The sequence below is a fragment of the Aquimarina sp. AD10 genome, from assembly GCF_003443715.1.
Lineage (GTDB): Bacteria > Bacteroidota > Bacteroidia > Flavobacteriales > Flavobacteriaceae > Aquimarina > Aquimarina aggregata.
Map to the genome: position 1 here is coordinate 619,440 of NZ_CP031965.1, position 14,835 is coordinate 634,274.

Below are 14,835 nucleotides of genomic sequence, written 5' to 3' on the forward strand. Positions count from 1 at the left end.
AGTTTCTCTTATGTGTGCCAACGTTTAATATATGTGTCGTAGCATGGCAAAATGTTACCGAACTATCGACATTATGTACGCATTGGTTGTTAACTTTTCCTTATTGCAAGCATTGCGCCTTACCAAATATACACAGGCCAATCGATTTATTACTTTGCTGCTATGATCACATATATCGTGTTGTACCTATGTACTTTTTTTTCTTTTTTCGAAAAGTGCTTTTGTATAGTTTCGATAAAATTCTTTCCAGACATTTCGTTGTTCATCACTAAATGAGTAAAACTTTTTCTCTTCTACATCATAGAAGAACCCTCCATAACCACTAACTTTAATTCTTCTTGTTTCTCCATTATTAAATTTAGCAATAACTAACCATCCTCCACCTTTCCAAACATATTTTTCCTCAGTAGGCATAGATTGATTAAGAATTTTCTTTGCAGAATTGATATCAACTTCTATAAATTCCATTGAGTTTAAATCTACATTACTTATGGATTCGATCTTTACTTTAGGCAAAGTACTGTTGTCATAAAATCTCAATGAAGATAAGTTGTCCCAAATAATACTATTATCCTCATTCAAGTTTTCATTACTGCAAGATAAAAGAGCAATCAAAATTAGTAGTGTATAAATGTTTTTATTTAGTTTCATTGAGTTCTTTAGCGGTATTAGGTACAACGTTCCTTGTATGTTGTGTTTGCCTGCCAAAGGCGGCATATGCAATATACAAATTGTTGTGTATAGTTTTTTAATAAGCAAATCGATTAAAAACTCCAATCAATTTCCATTCTTCATTCAAGTTTTGATATAGGCTGGAGTAGCCTCCATTATTACCGAATTTAAAACTAATAATGCTGTATTTATTATCGTCAGAAAAAATAGGTCTAGATATTGATAATGGCCAACCTCTCCATTTATTTGGATTATTATTATACTGTCTTATTTTTCTTTTCAGCTCTCTTTGTTGTTCTTTAGATTTCGGTTTAATAGCTTCCAAAGCAGTATTTATAATAATTTTCTGATTCTTTTTTGTCAGATAAACTTCATTTAGTTCGTCCACATTCCATTCCATCAAGTTTTGAGTAGTACTTTTTGAAATTAGTTCAATTAAGATCATCGAATCATTCAAAATCAGCTTACTTTCATTTAACTCATAGAGATAATTATTTATGTTCCATTTGTCCGTTTTTAAATTAGGTTTGTAACCCTCTTTGTTAACAATCTTTGTTTTATCAATTAAAGCTAAATCTAATACATCTTGAGAGGACAGATTATAACTTAAAAGTATTACGAATAAGTAAAGTAGTTTTTTCATTATTTGGTCAGTTTATCCCCAAAACTAAATTCGTTAGCATACACATAAAACTTAAAATGAGTAAACCTACTTTTTTAGAAGATTAACTATCCGGATCATTTAGTTATTAGACTTGATAATTATACACAACGTCTCTTGTATGGTGCGTTTGCTTCCCAAAGGGAGCATATGCATTATACAAATTGTTATCTATAGTTTTTTATATATTTTATTTTCAGATAATCTTGGTGATTCGTAAGAGGTCAGCTTATTATCTTTATATTTAAACTTATGTTCATAATACTGGTTGATCGAATCCGGTGATTGGTTCAATCGGATAATTATATTGTCAACTTTTTCATCAATGGAGAATTGCTCAGAAATAGTATCACTATAAATAACATAATCCATACCAATTACTACTACTTCCTTATCTAAAGATTCAATTTTAAATTTTGGTAACTTAACTATACCTTTGTTATCTGTTTTTACTTCATATTTTGGTAATCCATTAATCAGACTTTCATATTTTATTTTAAAACCTCCTATTGATTCTCCATTAAATGATTTTACATTTATCCTTATGGAATCGCTAGAGTTATCAAAATAATTACGTTCAATTTCGGAAGTTACATCCAAAGTTCTTTTTGTCTCAAATAAGGTGAGTGTAATATCTTCTAATTTCCATTTCCCGGTAAAATCATTCCATAACCAACAACTATCACCTCTTTCTTTATAAGTATAGGTTCCGTTTTTCCTTATCTCTATAGTATCTTCATTAAGGTCATCTATGATTTTAAAAATTCCGATAACTCTTTCCGAATCAGAACTTATCAAAATGAGTAATATAAAAAGTATATAGTGTTTCATTAATTGTAGATAACGTTTAATATATGTGTCGTAGCAAGGTAAATTGTTACCTAGCCATCGATATTTTCTGCGCATTGGTTGCTAACTTTTACTTCGTGCAAGCAATTACGTCTTACCAAAAATACAAAGACCATTCGATTCGTCTATTAGCTGCTATGATCACATATATCTTGTTATGCATAGTGTTTTTATTTTTTCGTCAACTTGACAATCAGATAAGGTGTTAATATTCCTATTCCAACTAATATTGTTGAATATAAATCAAATGGTTCTGCTTTTAGAGAGTTTGGAATTAAAGGACTTGAATGTTTTGCCGAAAAAACCATAATGAAAAGTCCAATTCCAAATACTATTATCACGAAAAAGATAACAGTTAATATATCTGTAATCAACTCTTTTATTTTAAAGTATTCTCTTGTTGAATTGTAGATCATTCCAAACAAAGGAATAGTTGCTAAAGCTAAATAGTCAAGCATATTTGTTGAAATTCCAAAAAAATAGTCAGTAAGCTTTTGTAGGTTTTCAGTCAGTCCAATCTGAAGTTTTGCTCCAAAGCCAAAATTTAGAGCAATAAAAATCAGTCCACAAAGTCCGTAAATCCAAAGTTTTATTTTTCGTGGTGTTTTATTTAAATCAATTTTCATTTTCCAGCATTATGCACAACGTCTCTTGTATGGTGCGTTTGCTTCCCGAAGGGAGCATATGCATTATACAAATTGTTATCGGTTTTATTTTACATTATTCCTGATATTGAAATCGTTTCAGCATCATTATATAATTCCTGTTTTTGTTCTTCTGTCAGTTCTTCAGTTGTTTTGTTCACGATACTTCCTGATACGTCTAGATTTTCTTCAATTAGTTCAATGTTTTTATAAACTTTGAGCTGTCTGGAACAATCAAAATATTCTACATTTAGGCTATCCAAAATAGAAAAGAACTTGTTTTCAGCAATTAAATTAGGATTTGGTGGTGTTAGCCAATTCTTTCTCACTGCTTCATATGCCAAAATCCAATATTCAGAAAACAAAACATTATCGATTAGTTCTGATGTAATTGATGAATAATCAGGTGTTCCATTAACTAGTTTATGTTCCTTATCAATGCATAATAAAATCAAAATTGCCGCAGGGTCTTTTGTTTCTATCACAACATTTGCTATTCTTTCTTCAATTCGTATTTCAAATGATTTTGCAAGCCAAAGAGCCCAAGTAACCTCGAAATTATGATTTATTTGACTATGATTTAATATCACAGATTCAATCAAGTCTTTTATCTTTGATTTGGATGTTGAGTCAACATAACTTTTATAAGTTATTAGTATTCTTGTTGTAATGTCTAATATTGCAGGTTGAATTAATGAAGTTTTGAGTAAAAGGTTCTCAAAAAGTCTCCAGCTTTTATTGGGTATCATTACTGTTCCAAATTCAAATAGTCTGAGAGAATATTTAAATATCCAATCAGTCCTTGATTTGTTTCTTTGACCAATTTCCCAAATTAAACTAAAGTAATGTTTAATACTATTTGAGAGGTTAGTAGACTTAAATTCAAACCTATTTAAATCAGTAACCCAATCATTTTCAAAGGGAATAGGATATTGATCTATTTCTATTTTTTTATCATTTAATTCTAATTGATATTTATTCAATATTTTTTGTAATCCCTTAACAGCTATATCGGCTTCATCATTCGTATTTACAAAAATATAATAGTCATCATAGTATCTACAGCCTTTTGCCTTTGGGGGTATGTAACAGCAAATTCTTCATCTATTTTACAAGCTATAAGTTCAGAGAGTATATGCGAAGTGTCAGGACCTATAGGAATACCTACTGATTGTTTATCTTGACAAGCTCTAATTGCATTATCAAGTTTATTGGAGTATTCATATCCTAGTGCCAAAGGTTCATTAGCCGCAAGCTCTACCTGAAAATCAACTTTGGTCATTTTAAAGTATTTTTTTGACTGCTCCTTTCCGATCCAAGACCAAGGAATAATGTGAGTATAAATTGTTGGATAGAATTTTGAAATATCCAGCTTTACCTGAATTAATTTATTCACTGAGGATTCTAATATTCTTTCTCGCAGATCAGAAACATTCTTGCTAGATGTTTTTACAGCTCTTTTGTTACTATTAGTTTCTTCTATTGGATAACTTGTGCTGAATTTAGAACTTTTAAATATTGTTTGGAAATCGGACCATTTTTCAGATATGAGTTCCGCCACTTTTATAAAATGTTTCGGATTTGGAACTTCAAGAGGTCTTCTTGATAATTTGCCTTTGGATATGTTGAATTTCCAACATTTTGAGGAACTATATTTATTAATAAAATCCCCTTTTCTTAGTTTGAAATCACTTCCCGATTCTCCTGAATTTCGAGTTGTCTCTTGATTGAATATTGTTGTCCATTGTGCCTTAATATCATCTAAATTATCAGCCATTTGTTCAGTATAGAATGGCGGTGGTAATTCTTTTGGGAAATAGCCATTCCTAATAAACTTTTCTTCTTGCATAATATTTCTTTAGGATTACCGATAACGTCTCGTATAAGAAACGTAGGGCAGATGATAAGCACTTTCGTTTCGATTTATTACTTAGCTAAATATAAATATTTTGCTTTTATCTTTTCTTCTATAAACGCCAAATTTTATATTTAGCGGACTTTAATAATATGCACAGAACTTTCGGTTAATTACAAACGCCCTATGTTTTTTATACATTGTTACCTGTAGTGCTTTTTCGCAAACTTGCTAGCGTTGACAGAAGTCATACTCTTTTATAGTTTTGGTGAAGCTTTGATGGCGCGACTGTAAATGTGTATGCTTTTGCGTTGGCTTATTCGAACACATATTCTTTAAAATCAGTTTTAAATTCATTCATTGTATTGTCATTTTTATGGCGAGCTAAAATCAGTTTATTATCAGCTGTCCGAAAACACTTGCCATTGATATTTCTAAAATTAGATTCTACAAAATGTTCTATATCATTTTTCTTGAATTCATAAAATTCAAAATCTGATTTACTCTTATCAGAAAAAAAGTCTATAAAATTTTCTCTAAACCTTGTTTTAGTTTGTTCTCTGAATTTTTCGATTCTTTGTGCGCCAAATTGGGTATATGCTTTTAAAACGTAGAGGAAATTTATTTTATACTGATGAACAAATAATGTGTCTCTATCAAATAGTCTTTCTTCAAAATGAAAAGATTTTACAATGTCGCTTTTTTCATTTAGTTCATCGCTATCAAAATTTTTGTAGTCATCAATATAACCATATATAAAAAAGTTAGGTGTAATATTATAGCCTTCTGTCAATTCATCTCTATATCTTAATTTGTCTGTGTAGTAATTACCAGTTTCATTTAACAGGTCAATATTGTACTGAATGACATTTTTAGCATATGTAAATTGCTTAAATTTAGATACTTTACCTGCTTTACTATCTGACTTATAATATTTTGAATCTCCAATATAAAATATGTCACTCGTATCTAAAAGAGACTGATAGTCGAATATGTGGTCAATTATTTTACCATCATCATTATATTTCAGGTTTTTGAGGGAAATTCCGTCTTTTGTTTTTTTATCGATGATTGGGTCTGAAAATAGTTTGTCAACCATATCTTCAAAAACAAGATTATAATTCTTTACCGAAATGAATTCTTCTTTTCTGTTTCTTACGCTACTTTTATCGGTTTGTGAAAAATAAATTTCGCAAAGATGATACATCTTTTTTAAGGTGTCATTAAAATAACGATACTTGATTTTACGCAATTTTGACAAACCGTTTTCTTGTAGTTGTTTGAATTTACTATCTTTTATTAATTGATAAGATTGGTCAATTTTAAGATATAAATTATGGTCATTATTAAAATGATTAAGAATTGAAAAGAAATAGACTAGTAGTTCTTCTTCCGTATTAACTATTTTCTTTTTGTTTGTATAGACTGTATAAATAGGTTGTTTATTATTGGTAATTAATGGAATAGATTTACGAATTGTTTTATCCCAATTAGGCTTTCTTGCCTGCTGAGATTTAAATTCAATATGCTTGAAAAGTATATTGTTTTTGTTTTTTTTATAAAAGTTGACAAAGCTTAAAAGTAAATCTAAGTAAGAGTATTCCTGTTCGTTTAAATTTGTACTCAAATTGGTTGAAAGAGAGCTTTGCACTATAGTTGATGATTTATTTCTACGTTTAAATTCTAACAAACTATTGTAAAAATATACAGAAATTTGTCGAATCCAATTGTATTCATCTTTATGTTTAAAGGTTTCAGATTCTTCTAAATTTAGAAGATTAGTTTTGTTAATACCAAAAACTGTTTCTTGATTAGTTTTCATAAAAACCTTAGGAAGCATATAAATAAGTTGTGCTTTCTTAGACGTCTGTGAAAAAGAATGATAATAACCAACAGATAAAATTGTCCCATCTAAACCTTCTTGATGATAGAATTTTGGGTCATCAAAAATTTCTTTTAAATCGGTTAATGGATATTTTTCTCCTTCGATTAAAATTTTCATTTATCAGAAGGGATGTTAGAAATATCGATTTTTAGAATATCAAGAACTTCTCTAAGTTTTAGAATACCATTAGGTCTAATAGGGAAGAAGTCTTCATAGGACGTATTGTCCTTAAAAATGTTATGTTCCTCTATCTCATCTTTAAATACGTCGTTCCATAAATAGAATATTGCTTTGTTGATAAATGTGTCAATTTCAATTATATCGTTTTCAGGTTTTAGAAAGTAATTACCTAAGCATTTGTCCATACCCAAATTATCATTTTGTTTAATGACATCATTAACTGATTTGATAAAAGATAACCAAGAAAAACTTTCTGTTTTAGAAATTTGCACTTCAAATTTTGATGAAGCATTATCGTCAGAAAACTCATAATTTATTGGAATATATTCCCAATCCCATCTTCTTTTAAATGCACTATCCATAGGAAATAGTGATTGGTCAGATGTATTCATTGTAGCCAAAATAGTTAAGTTTGACGGTAAAATTAATTTACTTCCATCTGTTTTGTCATTGTCAGAAAAAACCTGTATTAAGTATTCTTTTAACTCTTTTGATGGCGTAATATCATAATTGTTTGACCTGTCTAATAGTTGAAAAATATCTCCAAAAATTTCAGCGCAATTACCTCTATTTATTTCTTCAATTACTAGGTAGTAATCATCATTTAAATTATTCCAAGCTTCTACATAGATGTTTGTAAAAGCTTGTGGAACAAATTCATATCTTATATCATTTTCTAACATTGTTGGTTTGTAACCACCAACGAAAGATGCGTAGTCATATTCTGGATGAAAAGTTACTCTTTCAGTTCTTTGCAGTTTATCATTTATAAGTTGGTTTATCTTATGAGATTTTCCTGTTCCTGGTGCCCCGTAAAAAATTATATTTTTTGCAAGACCTTTGTCTATTGAAATATTTCTTTGAGATTTAGGATAATATTCATCTAAATCAAATTTTGTAAGTAATACAAGTTCTTGAATTGCCATACCTGAGTATAGTGTTTGGATAAATGGTCCTCTGCTCAATTCACTAGGATGGCTTTTTACCAAAAAGTTACTTTCAAAAGAAATGGTTTCATAATCACTAGTCAAATTATGATTTTGTTTATAACTGCTTAAAAGCTCTTTATTTGAATAATCTTCCTCTGATAGTTTAATAATTCTATTTTCATAGTTTAAATCAAAAATTATTTCAATTGCAGATTTTGATATATTTAGTTTATCTAGAACGTCCTTGACTAAAGTTTGAGAATCTGGTGAATTTTCAAATTTGTTGTTTTTGAAGTAGAAAATCGCAAAATCTAGAATATTTGTTTTGCGTTCGCTTAATAAATCTTTAACGGATGTTTCCCATTTTTTAGAAAGTCTATAATACCAAAACTCTTTGTTATTATATTCTCTTAAATCATCTCCAAAATAGAACAAACCTTGCAATTGACTAGACAAATCTGATATGTCAATTCGATAGGTTGTATTAGTCTGTATTTCTTCTATATTATTAGTTGAAACGAATAGAGTTAAAAGTCCAAAAAGTTTATTATTTATAGTTTCGTTTAATTCTAATGTTGATTTAAGAATCTCGTTTTGGTCTATTCTTTTCATAAATGCTTGGTCATTTCTTCAATTATCAATTCAATTACAGGTACAGATACACTGTTACCAAGTTGTTTGTAAGCTTGGTTATCTGAAACAGGAAAATCATACTTATCTGGAAACCCTTGAAGTCTTTGAGCTTCAAGTACAGATAATTTCCTGCCAATATCCCATAATTTAGGCACTCTATTGGCAATGATAGTAGGTGAATATGTATCTAAAGTACAGTAAAATGCTTCTTGTATTTGTGTTTTTGCGTGATCGCCAACGTGAAACCTAAGTGAACCATCTTTTTTTTGAAAGGAAAAAACACCGTGCTTCCCTTTTTTTGTATTTGGTTCGTATTTTGAAGAATCGTGTTCAACTCTCTCGTAGTTATCAGTTACGTTTTGAAAATGATAATCTATTCGTTTTTGTTCAAATTCTGTAAGTTTTAAATTGTCAGAATCTTCATTTGGGTCAATAATACTTCTTAAAGTTACTTGCTCGTTTTTCTTTTCAGGGAATTCAAAATTGATAGGTTTTAAAGAACCTACGCAGTACCATCTTTCTCTTTTTTGAGGAAGTCCAAAGTCGGTACTTTTTAAAACTTCCCAATTTAAATGATAGCCAAGATTTGTTAATGAATCTATTATTATCTGTAATGTTTTACCATTGTTATGTGATTTTAGTCCTTTAACGTTCTCTAAAAGAAACATTTTTGGTTTTTTGGTTTCTAAAATTCGTAGAATATCAAAAAATAAAGTTCCTCGTGTTTTATCCTTGAAACCTTCATTTCTACCAGAATAGCTGAAAGGTTGACAAGGAAAACCTGCAAACAAAATATCGTGATTAGGAATTGAATTTGCATCAATTTTTGTAATGTCGCCAAAAGGAATTTCTCCAAAATTTGACTGGTAAGTTTCCTGCGCGAATTTGTCCCATTCTGAACTAAAAACACATTTACCGTTGTTGTTTTGTGCTCCAATTCTAAATCCACCAATTCCTGCAAATAGGTCGATAAATTTAAAAGTTGGATTTTCCGGTGAAGGAAATCTAGCAGTTTTATTCAAATCGAAAAGTAAATACTGTAGAGCACTTTCAGCAACTTCTGTTGTTATTTGAGTTGAAGGGTACTCTTTTTCGAGGATTCCTTTTACGTAAGATATAGCTTCTGTCTTGTAAAATTTCGAAACTCCATTTTTATGGTTATGCAAGTAGTGAGTAAAAGACGCAGGTTTAGAGTCGTCTGGTTCTATAATTTTTATCTCAAATATCTGTCCATTAATATTTTCTATGTCTATTCTTTCCTTTATCATACCTTGTTCAATTCAATCTCACAAGTTATAAAAGTTAACTTTTGAATTTTGGATTTACTCGTTTTTTTGTTCACATTATTTTGTCGATAAGATTGATCGAGCGCAAAGGCTAAAAAAAGCTCTTTTATTTTTTTCAGCGTTGGCTTTTCGCATTGGAAAAAAAATAAATGTGCTGTTTGCGCATTAGCATTTTTAGAACACTGTTCAATGGTTTGCGCAATTTTCCGCATTACAGGTAACGTCTCGTATAAGAAACGTAGGGCAGGTGATAAGCAATACATTTCGGTTTGGTACTAAGCCAAATATAAATATTTTGCTTTTATCTTTTTCCTACTAAACGCCAAATTTTATAGTTGGCGACTTTCGTAAATAAACACAGACTTTTCGGAAATCGAAATCCGCCCTATGTTTTTTATACCTTGTTACCTGCTGGCTTTATATTACTTTATATTTTAAGCCACCATTTTATAGTTTTCAATTTGTCCGATTCTGTCTCGTTCAGATTTTGAGTTTCATATTCGTTCAATTTATTTTTAACCTGTTCGATTCCGTAATTTTCTTTTATCCAAAAAGGGAACTCCTCAACACTTTTATTCCAATTTTCAATTGTAGATTTTAAAACCTTAAGTAAATCTAAATCAGATTTTGGTTTTAATTTCTCTAATATTTTTCCAGCGTATTTTTGGTCAGTATATTCCGTTTCTGGTCTCATTTTATTTTCAAACACTTTTATAATTCCGCCCACTATTATTTTGTCAGAAACTTTATTAAGCCTATTCATAAATTGCCTAATTCTTAAATCTCCAATTTTGTCAAAAAAATCAATTGACGAATAAAATTCAATTTTAAAATCCTCTGAAGTTTCTGGTATATTCATTTTTTGTGCTTGCAGGTAACGTTTAATGTATGATTTCGTAGCGGGACAATCAACAACTAATATTCCGCGACTGCCCAAATTTAGTAAACCTGCGTGAATTTCCGTTAGGAATTTCCGTCGCTATGAATTATACATCTTGTTATGCACTGGCTTTTTTTATTCAGCCGTTACTTTGTAAAGTTACCTAAGCAAAGCGATAATTGCTTGCGTAACTATTTGCGTTATATTTTTCAAATTCCCGCGATCGCTTTGCGACTTTAGGTTAAACGATGACCATCACAAAATAGCGATGACCTTTATTCCGTCCGATGCTGATAGGAGAGAACTTTTGTGTCAGAAATTACCTTTACAAAAACACTCAGATCTTTGACCATTATCCCGTCCGATTTATTCATTTTGCTTTTCAGATTACACATGCTTGTGCATAACGTTTAGTATAAGAAACGTAGGGCAGGTGATAAGTACTATCGTTTCGATTTATTACTTAGCTAAATATAAATATTTTGCTTTTATCTTTTCTTTTATAAATGCCAAATTTTATAATTTAGCGGACTTTGTTAATATTCACAGAACTTATAGTTTAGCACAAATGCCCTATGTTTTTTATACATTGTTAGCCGTAGTTTTTTATTCTTCATCTTTAAATGGGTCGAAGCTAACGTATTTGGGTTTTTTAAAATATGGGTATTCAATATTTAAGAGTTTTGTTTGGTCTTCTTCCTCAATTACAACTGAAAAAGTTGGGTCTATATGTTTTCCTAAAACAACATTTTCAATTTGATTTATATCATATATTCTGTAAACAGAATTATACATATAAAATGTAGGTGTATTGATAATAAAAATGCCCTCAACAGAATACCCTGATATGTCAATTTTAGGATTTTTATATTTAATCTGTAAATGTTGATTTACTAAAGATAAATTGTCATTAAACCATTTTACCTTTCTTTTTAAAGTTTCATTATATGGCTTTTTACCACCAGTAAAAGCATTGTAGTCGTTTCTTTGATTAGCAATGTCATATCTACCAAGAAGATGTTTACAATCCGCTATATATAATTTCTGTGTTTCCTTTGAAGCAATAATGAAGTCTATTTCTCCTAAATCTTTCACGTCAATACTTGTTTTTCCAGAGTTGTGACTAATGACTTTTACATTTCTATCATAGTAAATATCGTTTTCGGACATTTTTTTTTCAACCGCATCATCTAACCATTTATCATGGTCATCTTCTTTTCTATGAACATATTTTTTGAAACATTTGTTTTTTAGCCAAGTTTCTGGTGCTTTTCCCCAAGGAATTGCATTAGATGCCAACTGAATAAATGTTTCTGCCCAAGCATTTTTACCGAATAAAGCATAATCATTTCCGTCTATATTCCATATTATAATAGGTTTGTAGATATATCTATTTAGCTTATAAGGTTTGCAAGCTAAATCAAGTAATGGCATTTTATTGTTTCTGTCTAAGGTTAAGCCTCTGAAGAATTGTTCTGCTACTTGCTTTTCTACTCCATAAGCTTGAGTTAAATTAATGGGAAGTGTTTCCCAACCAACACCGACAACATCTCCTCCTTTTGATTTATTCATTTCGTGTATTGAAGCTATAAGATGCCCAACATTTCCATATTTTATATTGAAACAATTCTCAAGAGCTTTTTTTAAATCACTCAATCCAGCTAAATCTGTATCATCAACAACCGCCTTTGATAATTGAGGTCCAAACTCTTTAGACATATGTTCAAAAATGAAGTTATAGTGATGTCTTCGACTGAAGACAAATAAATTATCTTTATCAAAGCTTATATCAGCGACATCTTCTATCATAGTTTGTTCAGAATAAAAGCTAACACAAGTAAAAATCATATCACCTAAGTACAAAAGGTCATTTAGTTTTTCTTCGAATCGTTTCTTGAATGCGCCATCCATTTTTTCATTATTGTGCATTGAGACATCACATCCCATTTCAAGAATAAATTTAAGAACCCTTCTATAAATGGCTATATATTTAAAATCTATCTCTTCTGAAATACTTTCATTTGAGAATTTATATACTACTTCGGTAGCTTGTTCGTGAAACCTTAATATTTGCTGATAAAACCTAACAGAAGTTTCATTTAAACATATTTTTTGAAAGTTGTCAATAAAGTATTCTAAGCTAAAATTAAGTATTTCGGTAATTTTTTCCGCATCGTAACTAGGTTTACCAAATTTTGATAAGATTTTCTCTGACAATTCCATTCTAAACTTTTTTTCCGATGAATTATCACCTTTAAAAATCAGATATTTATCTTTCACTTTGTATACTTCCATTTCAGTTTTGTCAAATTACGGCTAACGTCTCTTGTATGTTGCGTTTGCCTGCCGAAGGCGGCATATGCAATATACAAATTGTTATATACAGTTTTTTATTTAATTGCGTCTTCAAACGTTGGTCTTTGTCGCTTTCCAGAAATAACATCCTTGATCAACGACTCTATATTTCTATTTACAGAATCATTAGGCTGTATTTTAATAGCTTTGTCAATTGTTTCTTTAGCTTCTAGGTCTTTTTCGGCGACTAATAAGTTCATAGCATGATTCCCTATTAAAGCAAAGTCATTTGGTTTTCTTTTTAAAGATTCTTCAGAGTAATGTAAAGCTTTATCAAGGTCTTTTAGGTGCATGGCTTCTAAAGAGGCTTCCATTGCAATTGAATGGTTCTCTAACTCTATTTTTAAAGCAGTTTCCAATTGTTCAAGAGCTTCTGAATGTCTTTCTAATCTTTGAAGTGACTTAGCCATTAACATCATGCTTTGCCAATGGTCAGGAACTATATCAAGACATTTTTTAAAATCTTTTATGGACTCTTCAAGTATTGACTTTTCAGATTCATTAAGTTCTTTTATTCTATATCCATCTAGAAAAATCAATCCTTTCTGCCTATTTCCTGCTCGTTCAAATATATTGTTAAACTCTTGATATTTTTTATTTTCTATTTCTTGTTCATCAATCTTATCATAGATTGTCCCATTCAAGAGATTTTCAATTTCTTCAGGCAATAATTCTTTTCCATAGTCAGAATAAGGATTTAGTATAAATGTTGACCCTTTCGCTACTCCAAATAAGTCCTGACCTTTTAAACTCACATAAGCAACTTCTTCTTTTACTATTCCTTTATCAAAAATCCTATTTGTAGAAGTGAAAATTGGAATCTGACCTTCTTCAAAAGTGACAAACTGAACAGTTGTATCCTTCTCTAATGTGTGAATTCCTTCTTCCGAATCCGAATGTCCATCAGTCAACACAAACAATTGATTCCATAATAATTTTTGATAAAATTCTTTTTGAGCAGATATTTCCGATGCAGCTCGCATTAGACTTTTTTCTAATTCATTTTCCGGAAATGTCGAGGCAATTTTCTTTTTTTAAATATATCAAGTATTCCCATTTGTATTGCTCTAATTGTATATAACGTTTAATATATGTGTCGTAGCAGAGCAAAATGTTACCAAGCCATCAACATTATCTGAGCATTGGTTGCTAACTTTTACTTTCTGCAAGCATTGCGCCTTACCAAATATACAAGAACCTTTCGATTCATCACTTAGCTGCTATGATCACATATATGTTGTTGGCAAATCGTTTCTTTAATTTATAATTCGCAATAGTAGAAATAATCCATAAAAGTAAATTCCACCGATTATTAAAATTCCGATAAAATTTGATTTCAATGTTGTGCTTTTTAAATCAGTCCATATTGACTTTAATTTTTCTTTTTCTGATTCTACGACTTCAGTATTTGCTATAAAATCTCCAATTCTTCTTCCGGGATTCATAAATCCCACAACAACTTCCAAAGGCCAAGCAACAAAGATTGTTAAATTACGCACAAAACATTGTAATTCAGTAGCGGGGCTTTTTGTTCTTCGATTAATTACTTGGTAACCTGAAATTCTTTTTGCCGGGCTTTTGCTATTAAAAAAATCTTTATTTAAGTAAACAAAAATCATTAGAAAGAAAGCGTAAAATTCTTTTCCTTCACTAAGTCTCAGTCCAATAAGATCGAAGAATATTGCCAATATAATTGCTAAAGGTATTATTGACATTGATATTATTAAATGATCTAAAAACATACTCGAAACTCTACGAATTCTGGTGTTATTATTTACTTTCTTTTTTTGAAGTCCCATAACTGAAATCTCTTTAATAGTTTATTGTTTCCATTCATTTCGCAAATGTTTGCCAACGGACTTGTGTATGAAACGTAGCGTGTAAAAAAATACTAGCTTTTCGGATAAACACAGAGCCGAATTTTTATATTTTGTTTTTAATTTTTCTCTTTTTAAAAGCCAAATTAAAAATTTGGCGGACTTTCTAATATACACAAACCTTTCGGT

Annotated in this window: 13 protein-coding genes; all 13 read right to left on the reverse strand. The window is 30.0% G+C overall.

Annotated elements, in window-relative coordinates; genetic code table 11:
- Positions 1-186: 186 nt before the first annotated feature.
- Complete coding sequence (locus D1816_RS02525; RefSeq protein WP_118501060.1) at positions 187-651, reverse strand: hypothetical protein; 465 nt, start codon at positions 649-651, stop codon at positions 187-189.
- Positions 652-748: 97 nt separating this feature from the next.
- Complete coding sequence (locus D1816_RS02530; RefSeq protein WP_118501061.1) at positions 749-1,315, reverse strand: hypothetical protein; 567 nt, start codon at positions 1,313-1,315, stop codon at positions 749-751.
- Positions 1,316-1,504: 189 nt separating this feature from the next.
- Complete coding sequence (locus D1816_RS02535) at positions 1,505-2,164, reverse strand: hypothetical protein (RefSeq protein ID WP_118501062.1); 660 nt, start codon at positions 2,162-2,164, stop codon at positions 1,505-1,507.
- 188 nt (positions 2,165-2,352) lie between these two features.
- Complete coding sequence (locus tag D1816_RS02540) at positions 2,353-2,808, reverse strand: hypothetical protein (RefSeq protein WP_118501063.1); 456 nt, start codon at positions 2,806-2,808, stop codon at positions 2,353-2,355.
- A gap of 89 nt (positions 2,809-2,897) precedes the next feature.
- Positions 2,898-3,809 carry a hypothetical protein gene (locus D1816_RS02545; RefSeq protein ID WP_118501064.1) on the reverse strand — a complete coding sequence of 304 codons (912 nt, stop codon included), beginning with the start codon at positions 3,807-3,809 and terminating at the stop codon, positions 2,898-2,900.
- A 47-nt stretch (positions 3,810-3,856) separates the two neighbouring features.
- Positions 3,857-4,675, reverse strand: a complete 819-nt coding sequence (locus D1816_RS02550; protein WP_118501065.1) for an RNA-directed DNA polymerase — start codon at positions 4,673-4,675, stop codon at positions 3,857-3,859.
- Between the two features lie 322 nt (positions 4,676-4,997).
- Positions 4,998-6,683, reverse strand: a complete 1,686-nt coding sequence (locus D1816_RS02555) for a hypothetical protein (protein ID WP_118501066.1) — start codon at positions 6,681-6,683, stop codon at positions 4,998-5,000.
- A complete protein-coding gene (locus tag D1816_RS02560) occupies positions 6,680-8,287 on the reverse strand; it encodes an McrB family protein (RefSeq protein WP_118501067.1) in 1,608 nt (535 codons plus the stop codon). Before D1816_RS02560 ends, D1816_RS02555 begins: the two co-directional genes overlap by 4 nt.
- Positions 8,284-9,576, reverse strand: a complete 1,293-nt coding sequence (locus tag D1816_RS02565) for a DNA cytosine methyltransferase (protein ID WP_118501068.1) — start codon at positions 9,574-9,576, stop codon at positions 8,284-8,286. The genes D1816_RS02560 and D1816_RS02565 overlap by 4 nt, the downstream gene beginning before the upstream one ends.
- Before the next feature lie 445 nt (positions 9,577-10,021).
- Entirely contained in the window at positions 10,022-10,453 is a 432-nt protein-coding gene (locus D1816_RS02575) for a hypothetical protein (RefSeq protein WP_118501070.1), read from the reverse strand.
- Positions 10,454-11,080: 627 nt separating this feature from the next.
- On the reverse strand, positions 11,081-12,769 hold the full coding sequence (locus D1816_RS02580) for a hypothetical protein (protein WP_118501071.1): 1,689 nt from the start codon (positions 12,767-12,769) through the stop codon (positions 11,081-11,083).
- Between the two features lie 95 nt (positions 12,770-12,864).
- The gene (locus D1816_RS02585) at positions 12,865-13,812 is read right to left on the reverse strand and encodes an SseB family protein (RefSeq protein WP_240338681.1); all 948 of its coding nucleotides are present in this window, start codon (positions 13,810-13,812) and stop codon (positions 12,865-12,867) included.
- Positions 13,813-14,085: 273 nt separating this feature from the next.
- A complete protein-coding gene (locus D1816_RS02590) occupies positions 14,086-14,628 on the reverse strand; it encodes an RDD family protein (protein WP_118501072.1) in 543 nt (180 codons plus the stop codon).
- Between the last annotated feature and the right edge of the window lie 207 nt (positions 14,629-14,835).

Excerpts from the sequence above, each read along its gene's own strand:
- D1816_RS02525 (WP_118501060.1), bottom strand. The coding sequence starts at position 651 with ATGAAACTAAATAAAAACATTTATACACTACTAATTTTGATTGCTCTT.
- D1816_RS02530 (WP_118501061.1), bottom strand. The coding sequence starts at position 1,315 with ATGAAAAAACTACTTTACTTATTCGTAATACTTTTAAGTTATAATCTG.
- D1816_RS02535 (WP_118501062.1), bottom strand. The coding sequence starts at position 2,164 with ATGAAACACTATATACTTTTTATATTACTCATTTTGATAAGTTCTGAT.
- D1816_RS02540 (WP_118501063.1), bottom strand. The coding sequence starts at position 2,808 with ATGAAAATTGATTTAAATAAAACACCACGAAAAATAAAACTTTGGATT.
- D1816_RS02550 (WP_118501065.1), bottom strand. The coding sequence starts at position 4,675 with ATGCAAGAAGAAAAGTTTATTAGGAATGGCTATTTCCCAAAAGAATTA.
- D1816_RS02555 (WP_118501066.1), bottom strand. The coding sequence starts at position 6,683 with ATGAAAATTTTAATCGAAGGAGAAAAATATCCATTAACCGATTTAAAA.
- D1816_RS02560 (WP_118501067.1), bottom strand. The coding sequence starts at position 8,287 with ATGAAAAGAATAGACCAAAACGAGATTCTTAAATCAACATTAGAATTA.
- D1816_RS02565 (WP_118501068.1), bottom strand. The coding sequence starts at position 9,576 with ATGATAAAGGAAAGAATAGACATAGAAAATATTAATGGACAGATATTT.
- D1816_RS02575 (WP_118501070.1), bottom strand. The coding sequence starts at position 10,453 with ATGAATATACCAGAAACTTCAGAGGATTTTAAAATTGAATTTTATTCG.
- D1816_RS02580 (WP_118501071.1), bottom strand. The coding sequence starts at position 12,769 with ATGGAAGTATACAAAGTGAAAGATAAATATCTGATTTTTAAAGGTGAT.
- D1816_RS02585 (WP_240338681.1), bottom strand. The coding sequence starts at position 13,812 with ATGCGAGCTGCATCGGAAATATCTGCTCAAAAAGAATTTTATCAAAAA.
- D1816_RS02590 (WP_118501072.1), bottom strand. The coding sequence starts at position 14,628 with ATGGGACTTCAAAAAAAGAAAGTAAATAATAACACCAGAATTCGTAGA.